General features: G+C 43.3%; 21 protein-coding genes. 14 read left to right on the forward strand and 7 right to left on the reverse strand.

Annotation, left to right across the window (positions count from 1 at the left end):
• Positions 1 to 88: 88 nt before the first annotated feature.
• Positions 89 to 2,002: a discoidin domain-containing protein gene (locus G7Y45_RS05280; RefSeq protein ID WP_032540316.1), complete on the forward strand. Its 1,914-nt coding sequence runs from the start codon at positions 89 to 91 to the stop codon at positions 2,000 to 2,002.
• Positions 2,003 to 2,033: 31 nt separating this feature from the next.
• Positions 2,034 to 3,167, forward strand: coding sequence for a BF3164 family lipoprotein (locus tag G7Y45_RS05285; protein WP_080594399.1), 1,134 nt, complete (start codon positions 2,034 to 2,036; stop codon positions 3,165 to 3,167).
• Positions 3,168 to 3,254: 87 nt separating this feature from the next.
• Here the strand turns inward: G7Y45_RS05285 and eis are convergent, their stop codons facing one another.
• From eis to G7Y45_RS05305, 4 genes are read right to left on the reverse strand one after another with little or no spacing between them, the layout of a single operon-like run.
• Entirely contained in the window at positions 3,255 to 4,271 is a 1,017-nt protein-coding gene (gene eis, locus G7Y45_RS05290) for an enhanced intracellular survival protein Eis (RefSeq protein ID WP_005778999.1), read from the reverse strand.
• Between the two features lie 7 nt (positions 4,272 to 4,278).
• Positions 4,279 to 5,196, reverse strand: a complete 918-nt coding sequence (locus G7Y45_RS05295; protein WP_005778998.1) for a DUF2156 domain-containing protein — start codon at positions 5,194 to 5,196, stop codon at positions 4,279 to 4,281.
• Positions 5,197 to 5,251: 55 nt separating this feature from the next.
• The gene (locus tag G7Y45_RS05300) at positions 5,252 to 5,947 is read right to left on the reverse strand and encodes an LrgB family protein (RefSeq protein WP_005778997.1); all 696 of its coding nucleotides are present in this window, start codon (positions 5,945 to 5,947) and stop codon (positions 5,252 to 5,254) included.
• Positions 5,944 to 6,282 carry a CidA/LrgA family protein gene (locus G7Y45_RS05305; RefSeq protein ID WP_005784314.1) on the reverse strand — a complete coding sequence of 113 codons (339 nt, stop codon included), beginning with the start codon at positions 6,280 to 6,282 and terminating at the stop codon, positions 5,944 to 5,946. Before G7Y45_RS05305 ends, G7Y45_RS05300 begins: the two co-directional genes overlap by 4 nt.
• Before the next feature lie 208 nt (positions 6,283 to 6,490).
• Here G7Y45_RS05305 and G7Y45_RS05310 point away from each other — a divergent pair, with 208 nt between their 5' ends.
• From G7Y45_RS05310 to G7Y45_RS05345, 8 genes are all read left to right on the forward strand, one after another.
• Entirely contained in the window at positions 6,491 to 7,174 is a 684-nt protein-coding gene (locus G7Y45_RS05310; RefSeq protein ID WP_005778995.1) for a hypothetical protein, read from the forward strand.
• 25 nt (positions 7,175 to 7,199) lie between these two features.
• Positions 7,200 to 7,997 carry a DUF4384 domain-containing protein gene (locus G7Y45_RS05315; protein ID WP_005778994.1) on the forward strand — a complete coding sequence of 266 codons (798 nt, stop codon included), beginning with the start codon at positions 7,200 to 7,202 and terminating at the stop codon, positions 7,995 to 7,997.
• A gap of 44 nt (positions 7,998 to 8,041) precedes the next feature.
• Entirely contained in the window at positions 8,042 to 9,595 is a 1,554-nt protein-coding gene (locus tag G7Y45_RS05320) for a hypothetical protein (protein WP_005822971.1), read from the forward strand.
• Positions 9,596 to 9,728: 133 nt separating this feature from the next.
• Positions 9,729 to 10,748, forward strand: coding sequence for a phosphate acetyltransferase (gene pta / locus G7Y45_RS05325; protein ID WP_005810809.1), 1,020 nt, complete (start codon positions 9,729 to 9,731; stop codon positions 10,746 to 10,748).
• 18 nt (positions 10,749 to 10,766) lie between these two features.
• Complete coding sequence (locus G7Y45_RS05330; RefSeq protein WP_005810807.1) at positions 10,767 to 11,963, forward strand: acetate kinase; 1,197 nt, start codon at positions 10,767 to 10,769, stop codon at positions 11,961 to 11,963.
• Positions 11,964 to 12,185: 222 nt separating this feature from the next.
• A complete protein-coding gene (locus G7Y45_RS05335; RefSeq protein ID WP_005778990.1) occupies positions 12,186 to 13,586 on the forward strand; it encodes an alkaline phosphatase in 1,401 nt (466 codons plus the stop codon).
• A 191-nt stretch (positions 13,587 to 13,777) separates the two neighbouring features.
• On the forward strand, positions 13,778 to 14,089 hold the full coding sequence (locus tag G7Y45_RS05340) for a metal-sulfur cluster assembly factor (protein ID WP_005778989.1): 312 nt from the start codon (positions 13,778 to 13,780) through the stop codon (positions 14,087 to 14,089).
• 45 nt (positions 14,090 to 14,134) lie between these two features.
• Complete coding sequence (locus G7Y45_RS05345; protein ID WP_005810803.1) at positions 14,135 to 14,899, forward strand: UDP-2,3-diacylglucosamine diphosphatase; 765 nt, start codon at positions 14,135 to 14,137, stop codon at positions 14,897 to 14,899.
• Between the two features lie 28 nt (positions 14,900 to 14,927).
• Here the strand turns inward: G7Y45_RS05345 and radC are convergent, their stop codons facing one another.
• The 3 genes from radC to efp all read right to left on the reverse strand — a co-directional run bounded on the left by radC (position 14,928) and on the right by efp (position 17,376).
• The gene (gene radC / locus G7Y45_RS05350) at positions 14,928 to 15,623 is read right to left on the reverse strand and encodes a DNA repair protein RadC (RefSeq protein ID WP_005810801.1); all 696 of its coding nucleotides are present in this window, start codon (positions 15,621 to 15,623) and stop codon (positions 14,928 to 14,930) included.
• 58 nt (positions 15,624 to 15,681) lie between these two features.
• Positions 15,682 to 16,671, reverse strand: coding sequence for a glycosyltransferase family 2 protein (locus tag G7Y45_RS05355; protein WP_005810799.1), 990 nt, complete (start codon positions 16,669 to 16,671; stop codon positions 15,682 to 15,684).
• Between the two features lie 138 nt (positions 16,672 to 16,809).
• Positions 16,810 to 17,376 carry an elongation factor P gene (gene efp / locus G7Y45_RS05360; protein WP_005778982.1) on the reverse strand — a complete coding sequence of 189 codons (567 nt, stop codon included), beginning with the start codon at positions 17,374 to 17,376 and terminating at the stop codon, positions 16,810 to 16,812.
• Between the two features lie 192 nt (positions 17,377 to 17,568).
• Here efp and rpmH point away from each other — a divergent pair, with 192 nt between their 5' ends.
• The 4 genes from rpmH (at position 17,569) to G7Y45_RS05380 (ending at position 20,595) form a co-directional block, all read left to right on the forward strand.
• On the forward strand, positions 17,569 to 17,730 hold the full coding sequence (rpmH, locus tag G7Y45_RS05365; RefSeq protein WP_004292199.1) for a 50S ribosomal protein L34: 162 nt from the start codon (positions 17,569 to 17,571) through the stop codon (positions 17,728 to 17,730).
• Positions 17,731 to 17,879: 149 nt separating this feature from the next.
• Positions 17,880 to 18,521 (forward strand): PASTA domain-containing protein, encoded by a 642-nt coding sequence (locus G7Y45_RS05370; protein ID WP_005778979.1) that lies wholly within the window; start codon positions 17,880 to 17,882, stop codon positions 18,519 to 18,521.
• Positions 18,522 to 18,550: 29 nt separating this feature from the next.
• The gene (locus tag G7Y45_RS05375) at positions 18,551 to 19,624 is read left to right on the forward strand and encodes an RluA family pseudouridine synthase (protein ID WP_165016414.1); all 1,074 of its coding nucleotides are present in this window, start codon (positions 18,551 to 18,553) and stop codon (positions 19,622 to 19,624) included.
• Complete coding sequence (locus G7Y45_RS05380; protein ID WP_005778975.1) at positions 19,621 to 20,595, forward strand: D-alanine--D-alanine ligase; 975 nt, start codon at positions 19,621 to 19,623, stop codon at positions 20,593 to 20,595. Before G7Y45_RS05375 ends, G7Y45_RS05380 begins: the two co-directional genes overlap by 4 nt.
• Positions 20,596 to 20,683: the final 88 nt, after the last annotated feature.

Below are 20,683 nucleotides of genomic sequence, written 5' to 3' on the forward strand. Positions count from 1 at the left end.
AGGATTGCCTCCGATGTCAAATTCAATCCTAAAACATGAATATCTTAGAAAGAATAAGTCTGAATAGAAAATAAGCATTTTTTTTACTATGAAATATATACTGTTTATCCTGTTAGTTTTAACTTTGGCAGCTTGTCAATCGGAGAAAGATAGGCGGTTGGAATATGCTTTGGAATTTGCCGGCGATAATCGCGTGGAGCTTGAAAAGGTATTAGAACATTATAGAACTGATCCGGAAAAATTGGAGGCAGCTCGTTTTTTAATTCGTAATATGCCGGGATGGTATTCTTATGAAGGAAATGAACTTGATTCTATTCACCATTTATTAGTTGGGGTTTGTGAAGGGCGTCCTATATCTAAAAGGGAGAAGAATAAATGGAACAGAATTTCCTTTGACTCTCTCTCCAAGATATATGACGCCCAAGTGATAACAGCGGAATATTTGATAGATAATATAGACCTGGCTTTTGAAGTTTGGAGGAAATATCCTTGGAATAGAAATTTGCCGTTCGATGATTTTTGCGAACTGATATTACCTTACAGAATAGCCGATGAACCTTTATCGGATTGGCGTAAATTGTATTATGAAGATTATGGAACTCTACTCGATTCTCTTTATAAGGGGGATGATGTTATTGAAGCTTCTAAGATCATTGACGGGAAACTGAGAAAGCTGTATTACATCTACAATACTGATTTTCGGATACCTCACTTGGATGCTGTTTTTCTTTATCATAATCGGATTGGTTATTGTCGTGAAGCATGCGACCTGACAATATATGCTATGCGTGCTTGTGGAATTCCTGTTGCGACCGACTATTTTGCTTATTCACCCGATTATCAACATTATCATTGTTGGACGATGTTGCGTGACACAACGGGAACTTTTCTTCAATTCGGATTTAATGAGTTTGAAGCGTCACGTGATACCTTACGGCATGACGGAAGGAAAAAGGGGAAGGTGTATCGCTATTGTTTTGGCGTACAACCTGAGAAAATCTCCGGGATTTCGGGCAATAAACGGTTGTATCCTGTGTTTAGAAATAGATTTGTGAAAGATGTGACATCTGAATATTTTGGAAGTAATGATACGACAATACCGATACAAATACCTGGAGAGCAATACATCTACTTAGGGATATTTAGTCCCGGCGGATGGATTCCTGTAGATATGGCACTTGGTAATGCAGGTAAGGTTACTTTCCGGGATATAGAACCCGATGTGATTTATCAGACTCTTTATCAGGGAGATGGAGGAAAACTTTATCCGGCGGGATATCCGTTCATATCTAAAAGGGGAGGTGAGTTTGTTTTGCTGAAACCCAATATCGATTTGATGAAGGAAGCTATATTAAGGCGGAAAATGCCTCAGCAAAAGACAATTGCGGAATGGGCTTATCGAGCAGTTATAGGGGCAAAGATTGAAGCTGCCAGTGATTTGTCATTTATACATGCAGATCTGTTATGGCAATTTGAGGATACGCTTACCACTAATTATTGCATATTAACTCCGCCTTCAAGAAAGAAGCATAGGTATGTGCGGTATGTTGCTCCGGCAGGGAAAAGAATGGAGTTGGCGGAACTGGCACTATTTAAGGATTCACTGTGTCAGGAGAAGATTCGGTTGAGGAGGATAAACAGTATAGAACCGATTGCAAAATTAGAGTATGTTACAGATGGCAATATATTGACTTATTTTCAGGCACGTGATACATCTTCTTATCTGGCCTATGATCTGGGAGAAAGTATGCCGATTGAAAGAATTGTTTTCTCTCCGCGTAACGATGATAATTACATTTGGCCCGGGGATAATTATGAGTTATTCTATCAAGACGGAATCAATGGATGGAAGTCATTAGGCAGGAAAGTGGCAACGGAAAGAAAAATTGAATTTTTAGTTCCGCAGAATGCCTTATTGTGGTTGAGGAACTGTACCAAAGGACGGGAAGAACAGGTTTTTATCTATAAAAATGGAAGGCAAACTTTTACGTTTGATTTATAAAAGTCGGGTGTGCGATGGTGTATAGGTGGATATGTTATATATTTGTGGGTCTAATCTTAATTGGTGTACTATGGAGATATTGCTATTAAAAGACATGCGACTTAAACTTACAGCCGTTTTAGGAATATTATTCTTGGTTGTTTCATGCCAAAGACAACCGGAGGAGGTGTCTATTCCTGTTTTACCGTTAGATTTAACTTCTGCTACTTCTGTTCCTTATCAGGTGGTACGGACTGATTATTTATTCTCTTATCCGGAGTGTATGTGGATAGATGGTGATTGCTTGATTGTTCAAGATAAACGGGCTGTTACCAAACTTTTCCATCTGATAAACTTGACGGATGGGTTATTGAAAGAAGAGTTTTGTCTTTGGGGAGATGGACCGGGGGAATATTCGGATGCAACTTTGAATACTGTATGGGACCGGACAAAAGGAACTTTATCTTATTTTAGTGCCAATAAAAGGGCTCTGGTAACTTATCGTAAATATGGAGACTTTTTTAAATATAGTGATAGTCACTCTTTAAGGGGGATGGAAGGAAGCAAAGATACACATTTTAAAGAAATGATTCCTTGTGGTAAGCATTATATCGCCTTAGGGGAGCGTGGCATATTTCAACAGAGGCGTTTTGCCGTATTGGATAGTGCTTGCCAGATTATGAACCAATTGGGAAACTACCCCGCATTGTCAGATTTGCTGGTGGATCCGGAGAATGATTTGCAAAAGATGCTATTTGATCCTGCTTTGTTTAAGATATCTCCCGACTGGGGAAAAGCCGTTTTTGCAACTTATAGGGGTGCGTTAATTCAGTTCTATGATTTAAAGGGGCTGCCCGATTCAATACATCATGTGTACTCCAGGCAACTGGAGGTACCTATCAAAAAGTCGCAAATCTCAAAAGAACATGAGGGGTGGGTTTATGGCTTTGAGGATGTTTCTGTGACTGATAGTGCCGTTTATGCTATTTACAATGGAGAAACAGCAGAAGAGAATCCTTTGTTAGGGAAAAAAATTTTAGTATTTGACTGGCAAGGCAACCTTCAGAAGATATATCAGTTAGATTTAAACTTGCGTTGTTTGACAATTGATGAACGCAGACATTGTATTTATGCCGTTGGTTACACAGAAGAAGATGGCTTCTTTTTGGTGACTATAAATATGTAATAATAAAGATGTGTGCTTATTACTAACTGGATGAATTAATATTGTTAATTCTGTTGTGAACCTCTTTTTTCCCCAGGACTGAAAGGTTTAGTTCATCATCAGACTCATATACGGTTGCATCTCGCACAGTATTTTTTCTGATAGTTCACCGATGGTCATTCGGGTGTGTGCTCCCGGTAAGCGGACCTCACTGGTCATGCACTTTCCATTGCAAAGATAATAATATCCGTTATTGGCTGACAATTGTTCATCGGTCAGTTCAATGTTCATTTCTATTTCCGGATGACTGGCTGCGTAGAGCTGAAGAACTGTCCGGGCATCAATGACACGTGCCATTCCTAATGTTTCGTTGGGCAGGGAGGCTACAGGAGGAAGTTGAAGAATGATCCGGTCGGTGCCATTCCTTAGCCCGGCCCGGCAGAGCAATTGTGCCCGGACAGCTTCATTGTCAGCAAATAACTCGTTGATATACGAGGTATTATCGTGTTTATAGACAACAGCTATACCCGTTATTCGATTGTCCTTTCGGGCTACGAGAGCGGTATTTTGTGTCAAGGCAAGATCGGCAAGAACTACTTTGAAATCAGTGGACGTATGTTGTAAACAACAGGTACGTTCTGATAATTTGCCGTTCAAATATTGATAAACATCTTCTTGGTATTCTGTAACTTCCTCAATGCTGCCCGTTTCCGAATCGGCAGGTAATTCTGAAAGAGAGAAGGATTGGTGAGAGATGCGGAAAACCGGGGCATAACCTGCTTTTGCATAATAACCGAACAACCAGGGTTCAGCGGGAATAAGCGTACTAAACAGGACACCGTTGCGGAGCATACGTGCAAAACTTTGTGACAGTAGTTCGCGCATCACCCCTTTGCTTCGATAGTCGGGATGAGTGCATGCGCCGGATATGTATGAAGTAGGCACGGTTTGACCACAAAACGTCATGGGATAAGGGAGCATTTGGAGCGCAGCAATCACTTCTTCGCCACTTTGGATGGCTAAGTTGACTTCGTTGTTATAACGAAGCCGGAAGTAGAGTTCGATGAATGCTTCGCTATCATCGAAACACAATTTCCATAATGATTTTACCTGTTCTCTTATCATCAGTATGCTACCATTTTATCATTTCTACAGGTTGTTCTTTCAAACAAGCCATATATTTCTCCAGAATCGTTTCCGGGTGATATGAGAGCTTAGCTTTACGCAACCCTTCTATTCCCAAATCTTCTTCACGGTTGATGTAAATATATTGTTCGGGGATGTGGTTGGCAAATTCGTAATTGATCATGGCATAAGCTCCATCAATATTCGTATCTGCTTTTTCCACATGTACACCGAAGGTTTCTTTATTGATCGGCATGCCGAAAGTAAAAGCTACAATCTGACCATTGACATGCAGGATACCTCCCGTTAATCCTAACTCTTCGAAATGGTTGAGGGCATAGAGCAAAGCACGGCGCTCGTTTCCGGTTCCCTCCTGCTGGTCACAGTCATTGGCTTTGCACCATTTTGCTTCCAGTTCCAGACACTCCTGAATTCTGTCTTTGGTGATCGGAGTGTATTCGTAATCAGGGTATGTGTTGCGAAATTTGTTGATGTGATTCCGCTTTGACTGGAATTTTTTTCCCTTCAGTGTTGCGAGATCGCTGCGCAAATAAATGTAGTCGGCATAATCACGGTCAACCGTGAATCCGAACTGACCGGGCATGATAGCCTCAAGGTCTTCGCGCATACACGAACAGACACCCAGCATACAAAAAGGTTCGCCCTCCTGCCGGGCATCCTCAACCAGTTCGTTCAATACCTTTTCGAGGTTTCCTTCACCGACAGGCATCATATAAGCCAGTTCATCACCGGCCCAAAATTTGAAAACCAGAAAATTATCGACTATGGCAAACTTGGTGTGATACAAGAACCGCCAGCTGCATAAGTTTGAAAAAGATAGGTCGCAGTTGCGGCGGCAACTATTCATCGTGTAAGCTGTGATGGTATCCTTATCCTGGATCGTTATATCTTTGAATGCGATCATAAAGTTTTTGTTTCCTAATTAACTGTTTATATATAACAAAGATAAAACGATTTTGTTAGAGAATGCCTAACATTCGTAAAATAGTTGGAGTCAACAATGCGGTAAATATACCGTTGAGCGTTAAGCCAAGACTTGCATAAGCTCCGTATTTGCTACTGATGTCCATAGCCGTTGAGGTGCCGACGGCATGTGCGGCCGTACCCATGGATAGCCCTTGAGCTATAGGACTACCTACGTGCATGATTTTCATGGTCTTGAAACCTAATACAGCACCCAGCAGACCTACACATACTACTACAGCTGCTGTCAGTGACGGAATTCCCCCCAATGTTTTAGTGACTTCCATAGCAATCGGAGTGGTTACCGATTTAGGAGCAAGTGACAGAATTACTTCCTGCGAGGCTCCCATTAACTTGGCTATCAATACTACTGATATCACACCGACGATACAGCCGGCCAATTGGGACAGAATGATGGGAAGCAGCTGTTTTTTTATGGTTTCAAGTTGCAGATATAAAGGAACTCCAAGTGCTACGACTGCCGGTTTCAGCCAAAATTCAATCAGATGTCCACCCTGATTGTAAGTCTCAAAAGAGATGTTTGTTATTTTGAGGAAGATAATAATGACTGCAATAGTCAACAGGATCGGATTTAGCAACAGAATTCCTGTCTTTTTCTGTAAAAGCTTGGCAAAGAAGTAAATCCCAAAAGTGATTGCCAACAGGAAAAATTCATTTTCTAAATAGTTCATTTGAGTTTACGTGTTAATTGATGAACCCATCCGGTGATGACAAGCACCAGCAGGGTACTGACTAAGGTAGCTATCACAATCGGCCAGAATTGCGCCGCAATGATGTCGAAATACAACATCAGGGCCACTCCCGGGGGGATGAAGAAGAAACCAAGATTAGCAACCAGAAAGTCGGACATTCCTTGCACCCAATGCAATTTGATCCAACCTAATTTTAAAAAAAGGGTGAGCAGCAACATCCCGATGATGCTGGACGGGAGCTTAATTCCCGTGAGATAAACAATCAATTCACCCAAAGCCAAACAGCCAAATAAAATGGCACACTGACGTATCATACTATTACCTATTGAATTTTGAAAACGTTGCAAAGTTATGAAAAATAGAGTTAGGGTATCAACTAATATGGTACGAAGATTCTTTTTTAACAGTGGGCAACTACAAAAAAATCAAGAAAAAGTAAACGAAATGGATTACTTTATCTATTTTTGCAAAATGAAAAACGAATATACATAACGAATATTAACTACTAAAAACAGAATTGACATGAAAAAGAGTTTGTTAATCAGTGTTTTTGCAACACTGGCAATGATGATTTCTTTAAATGCATTTGCACAAGAAAAAGCGACAGGTAAGGCTTATAAAGCAATTCAAAAGGACGAAAAAGTAATCAACAAAGATTTGCAGAAAAAAGCGATTAAAGAAGCCCGCAAAGAGGCGAAAGCACTGGCAAAAGAAGGCTTCAAGACTCCGGTTGGAAAATTGCCGTTGGACAAACAGCTGGAAAATTCATGGGAAAAACAGATGGAAATCGATATGAATGGCAATCCATATTGGTATATAGCAACTGCAAGAGTGATTGGTGGAAATCAGTCGGCTGCGGCTATGCAGGCAACCAATACTGCTAAGATTGACATTGCCGGACAGGTTCAGACAAAGGTGACTCAACTGATTGAATCGAAGGTTGCCAATGATGATATGGGACAGGAAGAAGCGGCCAGCCTGTCGAGTGCTGTAGCTGCCGGAAAAAGTATTATCAGCGGAACATTGGGGCGCACTATTCCTTTGGTGGAAGTGTACAGGACATTGCCAAATAAAAATGTTGAGGTAATGGTTACCATTGGTTACAGTCTGGAGGCGGCAAACAAAGTTGCTGTCAAAGCGCTTAGCGAAGAATTGGCTAAAAAATCACCGGAACTGGCTAAAGAACTGGATAAACTTGCTCAGTGAGTTTTAATATAAAAAGGCAAACTGAATGAACGTAAACAGGCTATTAGGAATTTTAGCTGTACTTTTATTGACCGCTGCCAGCGCTCTTTACGCGCAGAAACCCGTAAAAGTGAAAGGTGTACAAGGGCGTTGGCAGGTCAGCGATGACATCACATTGAAGCAGGCGGAAGAGCGTGCTTTTATGGAAGCAAAGAAAGCTGCTTTGCAAAAGGCGGGCGTGATGGAGAATGTGTGGTCTGTTTTTGGGCAGATTACCCAGGAAGACGGACAGGAGCTTCACGAAGCTTATTCGCAAATGAATGTGCTTGCTATCGGAGGAATGGTGAATATTACTAATAAAAAGGTAGAAGAGGTTTGGGACACAGATACACGCAGCTTGTATAAGGTAGTAACCATCGATGCCGAAGTGCAGAAAGAGGATAAACCGGACAGTTCGTATGCTCTCGAAGTGAAAGGGGTGGAGACACTCTATCGTGAGGGGGATGTGTTTCACTGTAAATTGACTGTACATGGTACGGATTCATACTTGAAGTTTTTCTGGTTCGACAGTAATGGGGGAGCTTTGCTTTATCCTAATAGTTACGAACCCAATACGTTGTTGAAAGCCGGCAAAGAATATTCGATTCCTTTCAGTAATGCTGTGGACTATCGTATGGAGAAACAGCATAACAAGGAGAGCGAGAAGATAAATATGATGATGGTGGCAACTAAAGAGGATATTCCGTTTACTAAAGAGGTCACTTATCAGAATGTATTAGAGTGGGTGTACTCTATTCCGGCAGTTCAGCGTTGTGCTTTTTATGATATGGTACTTATAAAATAGTGGTTCCCGAACTACTGACCGTTAATCATTAATCACTTATTATGATGAAAACGAAATATTACTTTTCTTTCGTTTTTGCGTCACTCTTTCTGGTTCCATCCGTTGCTATGGCACAGGATGTGAATTATCAGAAGGAGTTTGATAATTTCCAAAAGAAACAGCAGAAAGAATATAAAGACTTTAAAAATAAAGCAGACGAAGAGTTTGCCACATTTCTGAAGGAAGCGTGGCAAAAGTATAATGCCTCTGTGGGGGATTCAATGCCGACACGACCGGAACCGGTGAAACCGACACTTTTCGATAAAAAGAAACCTGTCCCTGCTCCGGTAGAGATTAAGCCGGCGGCTCCCAAAATACCTGTGTCCGATAGACCGGGAGTAGGGGATAAAGTAAATGTGGAAGTTAAAAAGCCGGATCTGCCTGCGGTAGCAGATAAGCCGGCACCCGGTGTCTATGTACCGGGTAAACCTTATATTCCTGTGAAAGTTGATATCCCGGTTCCGCTGCCCGGAAGTTCGGTGCGGCGCAATGTGGTTGAGTTCTATGGTACTCAGTTTGAGGTGGCTACGGATATTATTGAAGACTTTGTACTGGGGGGGACAAGCGAGAGTAAAGTTGCGGCTGCTTGGAGCCGGTTGTGTAAAGCCGATCACGAGCAATTGATTAACGATTGCGTCCGTTTGAAGAATGAGCACCGGATGAACGACTGGGCATTCTTGCTGTTCATTAAACAGTTAGGGGTACAAATGTGTGGTGCTGCCCGGAAAGATGATGTTGCTTTTTTACAGATGTTTATTCTCAATAAATGTGGATATAAGGTGCGTCTGTCTAAAATAAACGATAAGCTGAAGTTGTTGGTGGCTCCGGCAGGAACTATATTCGGTGTTCCGTATATTACTTTCAAGGGTGTCAAGTACTATGTGTTTGAAGCAGATAAGGGCGGTTCGATGGCTGTTTATACCTACAGTCAGGATTTTGCCAATGCCAAGAATCTGGTGTGTATGGATTTGAACGCTGTGCCACAGTTCGGTATGCAAAAGTTGGGTAAAACAGTGTCTCCTTCGGAAAAATCTCTTCTTCAAATCAATGCGGTTGTCAATAAGAACCTGATGGACTTTTATAAAGATTATCCGCAATGTGAAGTTGCTGTCTACTATAAAACACCTATGAGCAAAGAGTTGAAGAGTGCCCTTTACCCGTCTTTACAGACAGCTATAAAGGGAAAATCAGAGAAGGATGCTGCGAACATTCTGATTGATTTTGTACAGAATTCATTTCAATATCAGACAGATGGTGAACAATTTGGCTATGAAAAGCCTTTCTTCATGGACGAGAACTTTTATTATCCGGCTTGTGACTGTGAGGACCGTGCCATCTTGTTCTCCAATCTGGTGAAAGACTTGATGGGATTGGACGCTGTGCTGCTCGACTATCCGAACCATATCGCTTCGGCTGTCCGGTTCAACGAAGAAATCTCGGGTGACTACATCTTGCTGGATGGTAAAAAATATCTTATTTGTGATCCTACTTATATCGGTGCACCGATAGGAATGTGTATGGATCGTTTCAAGAGTGTAGCTCCGGAAATAATCCGTTAGTGTTAAATATTATAATAATTGCAGGTTCGGGGTAAAAAATACCCCGAATTGCAATGTTGATATTGCAATATTGTGTACTTTTGCGGCGTGAAATAACACACCCTACTGAATTTATATACAATATTAAATATCTATGCTTAATTTAATTAACTCTATCGTTGCGCGTGCGCAAGCTAATCGCCAGCGCATTGTCCTTCCCGAAGGTACAGAGGAACGTACCTTGAAAGCTGCCAATCAGATTTTGACAGATGAAGTTGCAGATTTGATTCTTTTGGGTAATCCGGAAGAAATTAATGCTGCCGCTGCCAAATGGGGACTCGGAAATATCAACAGGGCCACTATTATTGATCCTGAGAATCATCCGAAGAAAGAAGAATATGCGCAATTGTTGTGCGAACTCCGTAAGAAAAAAGGTATGACTATCGAAGAAGCCCGTAAATTGGTACTCGATCCGTTGTATCTGGGCTGTCTGATCATTAAAAGTGGTGACGCTGACGGACAATTGGCGGGTGCCCGTAATACTACGGGAGATGTGCTTCGTCCGGCTCTCCAGATTATAAAGACATCTCCGGGGATTACATGTGTGTCGGGTGCTATGCTGCTGTTGACACATGCACCGGAATGCGGTCAGAATGGTCTGCTGGTGATGGGGGATGTTGCTGTAACTCCGGTTCCGGACGCTTCACAACTGGCACAGATTGCCGTTTGTACAGCGCGTACTGCTCAGGCGGTAGCAGGAATAGCTGATCCGAAAGTAGCAATGCTTAGTTTCTCTACTAAAGGTTCGGCAAAGCATGAAAATGTGGACAAGGTGGTAGAGGCATTGAAATTAGCTAAAGAGATGGCACCCGATTTGAATATCGATGGTGAAATGCAGGCGGATGCTGCTCTGGTTCCTTCGGTAGGTGCGAGCAAGGCTCCCGGTTCTCCGGTTGCCGGTGAGGCAAATGTGCTGATTGTGCCGAGTCTGGAAGTTGGTAATATTTCTTATAAACTGGTGCAGCGTTTGGGACATGCCGATGCTGTAGGCCCGATTCTTCAGGGTATTGCCCGCCCGGTAAACGATCTTTCACGCGGATGTTCTATTGAAGACGTATACAGAATGATTGCAATCACAGCCAATCAGGCGATTGCTGCAAAGAATGGTAAATAATTAAATCGAAAATCAGATATGAAAGTTTTAGTGTTGAACTGTGGTAGTTCATCTATCAAATACAAGCTGTTCGATATGGACAGCAAAGAAGTGATTGCCCAGGGAGGAATCGAAAAAATCGGTTTGAAAGATTCATTCCTGAAACTGACTTTGCCCAACGGTGAGAAGAAAATCCTTGAGAAGGATATTCCGGAACATACTGTAGGGGTAGAGTTCATCCTGAATACCTTGGTAAGCCCGGAATATGGCGCTATCAAATCACTTGAAGAGATCAATGCCGTAGGTCATCGTATGGTACACGGGGGTGAACGCTTCAGTAAATCAGTATTACTGACTAAAGAAGTGCTTGAAGCTTTCGCTGCCTGCAACGATCTGGCTCCCCTCCACAATCCTGCTAACCTGAAAGGAGTTGATGCCATTACGGCTATTCTGCCGAATGTTCCGCAAATCGGTGTATTCGACACTGCATTCCACCAAACCATGCCGGAATATGCATACCTGTATGCTATTCCTTATGAATTGTACAAAAAGTACGGTGTACGTCGTTATGGTTTCCACGGAACTTCCCATCGTTACGTTTCACAGCGCGTGTGCGAATATCTGGGGATTAAACCGGAAGGACTGAAACTGATTACTTGCCATATCGGAAATGGTGGTTCGATCGCCGCTATCAAAGATGGCAAATGTATCGATACTTCTATGGGATTGACACCGTTGGAAGGTTTGATGATGGGTACCCGTTCTGGTGATATCGATGCCGGAGCTGTAACATTCATTATGGATAAAGAAGGTTTGACAACTACAGGCATTTCCAACCTGTTGAATAAGAAAAGCGGTGTGGCTGGTATGATGAACGGTTCAAGTGATATGCGTGACTTGGAGGCTGCCGTTGCAAAAGGTGATCCTCAGGCTATCTTGACAGAACAGATGTATTTCTACCGCATTAAGAAATATATTGGTGCATATGCTGCTGCTTTAGGAGGCGTAGACGTTATCCTGTTCACAGGTGGTGTCGGTGAAAATCAGGCAACTTGCCGTGCCGGTGTTTGTGAAGGACTGGAATTTCTGGGCGTGAAACTCGACGCTGAAAAGAATAAGGTTCGTGGTGAAGAGGCCATTATCTCAGCTGATGACTCAAGAGTGAAGGTAGTGGTGATCCCTACAGACGAAGAATTGCTGATTGCGTCTGATACAATGGCTATCCTGGATAAATAAAGGTTGATAAGTAATATAGAGGAAAGGCCGGAGGCGGAGATTTATTCTCTGTACTCCGGCTTTTTATATAGTTTGGGTGTGGAGGGAGGCAATCCGTTTTTGAGCGCTAAGCAGCCGGGGACGAGCTATTTAACAGAATATTCATACCCCTTTCTCCTTTTCTTCATTTTAAAAGTTTTATCTTTGCTATCACTAACTCAAATAAACTTAAATGATACAAGAATGAAACGACTTTTTTATTTCTTTCTTTTTGTCTGTGTGGCAGTTATTGCGAATGCTCAGGCAAAATATGTTTTCTATTTCATTGGTGATGGAATGGGTGTGAACCAAGTAAATGGTACGGAGATGTACCGTGCCGAAATCCAGAAAGGGCGCATTGGTGTGGAGCCTTTGCTTTTCACCCGGTTTCCCGTCGGAACGATGGCTACTACTTTTTCTGCTACCAACTCTGTGACAGATTCTTCTGCTGCCGGGACAGCCCTTTCAACCGGTGAAAAGACCTATAATGGTGCTATTGGCATGGATGATCAGAAGAATCCCTTACAGACTGTTGCCGAGAAAGCTAAGAAAGCCGGCAAGAAGGTTGGGGTTACTACCAGTGTAAGCGTCGATCATGCTACTCCTGCAGCTTTCTATGCACACCAGCCGGATCGTAATATGTATTATGAAATAGCTACCGATCTTCCTAAAGCCGGTTTTGACTTTTATGCCGGTGCCGGTTTCCTGAAACCGACTACTACTTACGACAAAAAAGAAGCTCCGAGCGTTTTCCCGATGTTCGAAGAAGCCGGTTACACCATTGCCCGTGGATATAACGATTATAAGGCTAAAGCTGCCACAGCCGGTAAGATGATTTTGATTCAGGAGGAAGGTGCCGATGCGGGTTCTTTGCCTTATGCTATCGACAGTAAAGAAGGTGACTTAACCCTCACACAGATAACGGAAAGCGCGATTGATTTTCTGACCAAAGGAAAAAATAAAGGTTTCTTCCTGATGGTAGAAGGTGGTAAGATAGACTGGGCATGCCATGGAAATGATGCTGCTACAGTGTTCCACGAAGTAGCCGATATGGATAATGCGATCAAAGTTGCTTATGAATTTTACAAAAAACATCCGAAAGAAACCCTGATTGTAGTAACTGCCGATCATGAGACAGGTGGTATGGCATTGGGAACCGGAAGATACGCTCTGAATCTTAAAGCACTTGAAAACCAGAAGGCATCTGCTGAAGAATTGTCTAAGAAGATCAGTGATTTGCGCAAAGCTAAGAACAACCATGTGGCTTGGGAAGACGTTAAAAATCTGTTGTCCGAACAGATGGGCTTCTGGTCTGTACTTCCTATCTCGTGGGAGCAGGAAAAGAAACTGCGTGACGAATATGAAAAGTCATTCGTGAAAAATAAAGTAGAATTTGCCGAGAGTATGTATGCCAAGACCGAACCGATGGCAGCCAAAGCCAAAGAGGTGATGGATCAGATCGCTATGGTAGGCTGGACCAGCGGTGGGCATTCTGCAGGATATGTGCCGGTGTTTGCTATCGGTGCCGGTTCTGATCTGTTCATCGGTAAAATGGATAATACAGAGATTCCGAGACGCATTGCAAAAGCGGGCGGATATAAGTAACCGGCAGGTAAGTTCACCATAGAGCCCGCAGAGTATACAGAGGATTTGTTGATATACGTATTAATAAACTCTGTGTACTCTGTGTGTTTTGTAATGAACTTGCCTCGTTGACGTTAATTTATCCTCAATATTCTCTATCTTTCAAAGAATTTCTTTAGCTTTGTCTTGTAAACTTTCAAAGAAATATAGAAATGACTAAGTTTGAAATAGAAGAAAAGATAGTAGATATGCTCAAAACCGTATTCGATCCCGAGATACCGGTAAACGTATACGATCTGGGACTGATCTACAAGATAGACGTCGCCGAAGAGGGAGAGGTTTCTATCGATATGACCCTGACCGCTCCTAATTGTCCTGCGGCAGATTTCATTATGGAAGATGTGCGGCAGAAAGTAGAGTCAATTGAGGGAGTGAATTCCGCCACTATCAATCTGGTTTTTGAGCCGGAGTGGGACAAAGATATGATGAGTGAAGAGGCTAAACTGGAACTGGGCTTTTTATAATCGTTACTGTTTTACCTCTATTCTTAAACGATCTATTCTTACAGTATGAAGAACGTATATTTCCTTTCTGATGCCCACTTGGGTTCACGTGCCATAGAGCACGGACGTACACAGGAGCGGCGCCTGGTCAATTTTCTCGACAGCATAAAACATAAAGCTGCCGCGGTATATCTGCTGGGTGACATGTTCGACTTTTGGTATGAGTTCCGTTTGGTGGTGCCCAAAGGTTATACCCGTTTTTTAGGAAAACTCTCTGAACTGACTGATATGGGAGTAGAGGTGCATTTCTTTACGGGCAACCATGATCTTTGGTGTGGCGATTACCTGACCAGGGAGTGTGGGGTGACGATTCACCGTGAGCCGGTGACTACGGAAATCTATGGGAAAGAGTTCTATTTGGCGCATGGTGACGGACTGGGCGATCCGGACAAAAAGTTTAAGTTACTGCGCACGATGTTCCATAGTCGTACGTTGCAGACTTTATTTTCCGCCATTCATCCCCGTTGGAGTATGGATTTAGGACTGAATTGGGCCAAACATAGCCGATTGAAACGTGAAGGGGGGAAAGAGCCTGATTATATGGGTGAAGATAAGGAGTTCTTGGTGCTTTACACAAAGGAGTATCTGAAAAATCATCCCGATATAAACTTCTTCATCTACGGTCACCGTCACATTGAACTTGACTTGATGTTAAGTGCTACCGCACGTATACTTATTCTGGGCGACTGGATCAATTATTTCTCTTATGCGGTGTTTGATGGTGAGAACCTGTTTCTTGAGAATTACATCGAGGGAGAAACACAGCTTTAATTTTCCGGAGTCAGTTGCCGGAGACGAATCAGATAAGCCCTTCGTCAGCAAAACTATAAAAACAACCGTCGCAGACAATGATATGATCCGTCAGGGTAATATTCATTGTTTGCGACGCTTTTTGTATAGCTGCCGTCAGGCGTTTGTCTTCCTGGCTTGGTTTTGCATTGCCCGACGGATGATTGTGAATCAGAGCTATCTGTGTGGCACGTCCTATCAGGGCTTCCCGCAAGATGGTACGTACATCGGCGTATGTTCCGTCAATCCCCCCTGTACTGATACGTAATTTGCTGATTACTTTGCATGCCTGATTCAAAAGTAGGATCCAGAACTCCTCTTGTGGCAGGTCGCACATTAATGGGTGGAACAGCCTGTAAATGTCCTCTGAGCATCTGACTTGTTTACGCTCTTTGCTTTCCTGTAGTTTGCGCCTTTTCCCCAGTTCAAGAGCTGCCATGATAGTAAGACTTTTGGCGGGTCCCATGCCCTTGAACGAGGAAAAGTCTCGTACTTCCCATTTCCCCAGTTCATTCAGGTTATTGTCGCAAGAGGCAAGTACCCTTCTCATCAGTTCAACGGCACTCTCTTCCGTATTGCCCGAACCTATCAAGATGCCCAACAGCTCGGCGTCGCTCAATGCTTCGGCACCTTTTGCCATCATTTTTTCGCGTGGCCTATCGGCTTTGGACCACTGGTTGATGTTTAGTTTTTGTTTGTTTTTCATAAGTCGGATAGAGAGTGTTTGTATTCTTTTTATATCAACAACTGAAAGACCGCCTTTTTTATTTATAGAAGTTCTTGCGGAAAGCTTCAAACTCGTTTTTTCCCAATACACAGCGTTCCCACCACGCACGCCAGAATCCCGTTCCGTATCCGATAAGTTGGATGAAAGAGGCAGCGATGGAATAGATGCCGATGCGTAAACTTTTGTTTTGCAGCGCAGAATCCAGACAGACCAGCAATGTATAAAGCAGAATCGGGACAAGACTGAACAGGCAGAAGGGAGTACATAATAGCAGAAGTGTAACTCCTAATGTGAATGCAGCCGGTAGCAGGTGGACGACTTTCAGCGATTCGGGATATTTTTTATAGAGGTTGATACGCGCAATGCCGGAGTTGTGTACTTGCTTGAAGAACTTCTTAAAATCTGTGCGCCGTTTGTGGTATACCCAGGCACCGGGAAAGAGACGGCATCGGTATCCTCCTTTGAAAATGCGAATGCTGAAATCGATGTCTTCGCCGAAGCGCATATTAGAGAAACCTCCCAATGCCTGATAGACTTCACGGCGGACACCCATATTGAAACTTCGCGGATAGAACTTATCCATTTTCTTTTTACCCCCGCGTATGCCTCCGGTAGTGAAGAAAGAAGTCATCGAATAATTGATCGCTTTCTGTATATCAGTGAAAGAACTATGTGCCCGGTCCGGTCCGCCAAAGGCATCGGCCGGGGTGGCAGAAAGTTCCTGTTCCACTGCATCGAAGTATCCTTCGGGAAGGATACAGTCCGAATCTAATATGATAAGGTAGTCCCCTCCGCTGCGTTCGGCCCCGTAATTACGGGTCTGTCCCGGGCCGGAGTTTGGTTTGGCGTAATAATGTATGTCCAGTTTCCCTTGATATTTATTTACTATCGCTTCGCAAGGGACAGATGATCCGTCTTCTACCACTATGACTTCGAAATCCTTGAAATGTTGGGTAGTGAGGCTTTGCAATAATTCGTCCACTTCATCGGGACGATTGTAAACGGGGATAATAACGGAGTATCGCATAGGTTTAATGATAATCGGTTGTTGACTTGCAAATATATGCCATTATTTTTCGATAACCGTCATGGATGGTAATAAAAAAATGCGGCCCCTATTCCCGTAAGGGATAGAGACCACATTTTTTTTCGGCAGTTAACCTGTTTATGCTTTTACACGACCTACATAAGAGCCGTCACGAGTATCGATTTCGATTGTTTCGCCTTCGTTGATAAATAGCGGAACACGAACGGTTGCACCTGATTCTACAGTAGCCGGTTTCAATGTGTTAGTAGCTGTATCCCCTTTCATGCCCGGTTCTGTATAAGTAACCTTCATCTGAACTTTGATAGGCATATCAGCGTAAAGTACGGTTTCAGTAGAAGCATCAGATACTACTTCCAGAACGGCACCTTCCAACAGGAAGTCTACACCGTTGATCAGGTCGTGGGCAATCGGGTGTTGGTCGAAAGTTTCCTGATTCATAAAGATATAGTCTTCACCTTCTTTATATAAGAACTGGTAGGGACGACGTTCTACACGTACATCTTCCAATTTTTCACCGATGTTGAAGCGACGTTCGAGAACGTAGCCGCTTACCACATCTTTCAGTTTAGTACGCATGAAAGTGTTACCTTTTCCAGGTTTAACGTGGAGGAATTCGATACAGAAATACAGTTTGCCATCCATGCGGATACAAGTTCCGTTCTTGATGTCTTGAGCATTAATCATACTTGATATTCTTTATTTTATAGATTGTTATTGAGTTATCTTCGAACCTTTTCGGGTGCAAAAGTAATCTAAATCGGCAAAAAACACAAAATGTTTTGACTAAAAATGACTTAACTCTTGGTTTATTTAAAAAAAGTGCCTATTTTTGCAGCCCGAATCCGTAGAAATAATAACATAAAACAAGATACAGTAATGAAAAGAACATTTCAACCCTCTAACAGAAAGAGAAAAAACAAACACGGTTTCCGTGAGAGAATGGCTACAGCTAACGGTCGTAGAGTATTGGCTGCGCGTCGCGCTAAAGGTCGTAAGAAACTGACTGTTTCTGACGAATACAACGGAGTGAAGGCATAAGTATTAGCCATAGCAAACGAATAAGAAGAAGTGAAGGAAGATTCCTTTGCTTCTTTTTGTTTTAATAAGCTTTTATCAAAAACTCAGTGAAACTCTGTGATACTGTGTAGCGAAAATAGTATCTTTGTCCGGATTAACAGCTTATAATTATGACGATAAAAGAATTTTTTTCTTTCAAAGCCAATAGATTCTTCTGGGTAAACATCATAGCCATGGTTGTGGTGGCTGTGCTCATTGTGTTCGGCGCACTTAAAGGATTGGATATATACACACGCCATGGCCAAGCTGTAGTGGTGCCCGACGTAAAAGGGATGTCTGTAAGCGAGGCTGAAAAGATGTTCCGGGATCAGGGACTGACTTATGTTGTGTCCGATTCCAATTATGTAAAGAACAAACCGTCCGGCATCATTCTTGATCTTAATCCGTCGGTCGGGCAGAAAGTGAAAGAAGGACGAACGATCTACCTCACAATAAATACACTCAGTACTCCTTTGTGCGTAGTGCCCGATGTGGCCGATAACAGCTCCGTGCGTCAGGCACAGGCAAAGTTAATGGCTGCCGGCTTTAAGCTGACCGAGAACCGGATGGTGAGCGGAGAGAAGGACTGGGTATATGGTGTCATTTATCAGGGACGCCAGTTGCAGATTGGAGATAAAGCTCCTATCGGTGCTACTTTGACTCTGATGGTGGGTGACGGGGTACAATCTGCCGGAGCCGATTCGGTCGATATGGTAGAAAATGCTGCCATTTCTGCTGATGATTCCGGGACTGAAGACGATTCCTGGTTTTAATGTAAGAAACGTATACGTAGAAAAAACGCATGATAGAAGAATTGCCTGACGAACTTGAACAGGACGAATTGGATGATATAGAACTTGTAGGTGACGAGAACCAGCTCTACGAGCATTTCCGTGTGGTAGTGGACAAAGGGCAGGCGATGGTCCGGGTAGATAAATATTTGTTTGAACGCATCGTCAATGCTTCGCGCAATCGCATACAGAAGGCTGCTGAAGACGGTTTTGTCATGGCTAACGGCAAGCCCGTGAAGAGTAGCTATAAGGTGAAACCGCTGGATGTGATTACGGTGATGATGGATCGTCCCCGCTACGATAATGAGATTATTCCTGAAGACATTCCCTTGAATATTGTCTACGAAGACAAATACCTGATGGTGGTGAACAAGCCTGCCGGGCTGGTTGTGCACCCCGGACACGGAAACTATCATGGTACATTGGTCAATGCCATCGCCTGGCATCTGAAAGATAATCCGGACTATGATGCTAACGACCCTCATGTGGGATTGGTACATCGCATCGATAAAGATACTTCGGGGTTACTGGTCATTGCTAAAACTCCGGATGCCAAAACCAATTTGGGCATTCAGTTTTTCAACAAGACTACCAAACGCAGATACCGTGCACTCGTATGGGGAATTGTCGATCAGGACGAAGGTACCATCGTGGGGAGTATCGCCCGTAATCCGAAAGACCGGATGCAAATGGCCGTTATGCCCGACCCGGCTCAAGGAAAACATGCTGTCACCCATTACCGGGTACTTGAGCGTCTGGGATATGTCACTCTGGTGGAATGTATTCTTGAAACAGGGCGTACGCACCAGATACGCGTACACATGAAGCATATCGGTCACGTACTCTTTAATGACGAACGGTATGGAGGTCACGAAATCCTGAAGGGAACTCACTTTAGTAAATACAAACAATTTGTAAACAATTGCTTCGACACTTGTCCGCGGCAGGCCTTGCACGCCATGACGCTGGGGTTTGTGCATCCCGTCACTGGTGAAGAGATGCATTTCACTTCGGAGTTGCCGGATGATATGACCCGGTTGATAGAGAAGTGGCGAGGCTATATTAGCAACAGAGATTTAGAATGAAACGCAACATTGCCATCGTGGCAGGAGGCGATACCTCCGAAATCGTAGTTTCCCTGCGTAGTGCACAGGGCATTTACTCCTTCATTGATAAGGAGAAGTATAATTTGTACATCGTAGAAATGGAAGGCCGTCGCTGGGAAGTGCAGTTGCCGGACGGAAGTAAAACGCCGGTAGACAGAAACGACTTTAGTTTTATGAATGGGGCGGAGAAGGTTGTATTCGACTTTGCCTATATCACCATTCATGGGACGCCGGGTGAAGACGGACGTTTGCAGGGGTATTTCGACATGATGCGCATTCCGTATTCGTGTTGTGGTGTATTGGCTGCTGCCATCACTTACGATAAGTTTGTCTGCAACCAGTATCTCAAGGCATTTGGCGTACGTATCTCCGAATCATTGTTGTTGCGTCAGGGACAGACTGTTTCCGATGAGGATGTGATAGAGAAAATCGGTCTGCCTTGCTTCATCAAACCCAATTTAGGAGGGTCCAGTTTTGGAGTGACAAAGGTAAAAACGCGCGAACAAATTCAGCCGGCCATCGCTAAAGCTTTCGGCGAAGCGGAAGAGGTAATGATAGAAGCTTTTATGGCCGGAACAGAATTGACTTGCGGTTGTTATAAGACGAAAGAAAAATCGGTCGTTTTCCCGTTGACTGAGGTAGTGACGCATAATGAGTTTTTCGATTACGATGCGAAGTACAACGGACAAGTAGACGAAATCACTCCGGCACGTGTATCGGAAGAACTGACCAAACGGGTACAGGCATTGACTTCGGCTATCTATGATATATTGGGATGTTCGGGCATTATCCGCGTAGACTATATCATTACGGAAGGTGAAAAGATTAATCTTCTGGAGGTGAATACCACACCGGGTATGACCGCTACCAGCTTCATTCCCCAACAGGTGCGTGCTGCCGGAATGGATATAAAAGATGTAATGACTGATATTATTGAGAATAAATTTTAACTGTAAGCTGTGAGCAATGGGCTACAGGCTGCACAAACCGCAAGTTTGGTGTGGTATAAGATAGCGTGGCTCTCGTAGCTTATACAAA

The organism is Bacteroides sp. ZJ-18, assembly GCF_011038705.2.
GTDB classification, from domain to species: domain Bacteria; phylum Bacteroidota; class Bacteroidia; order Bacteroidales; family Bacteroidaceae; genus Bacteroides; species Bacteroides hominis.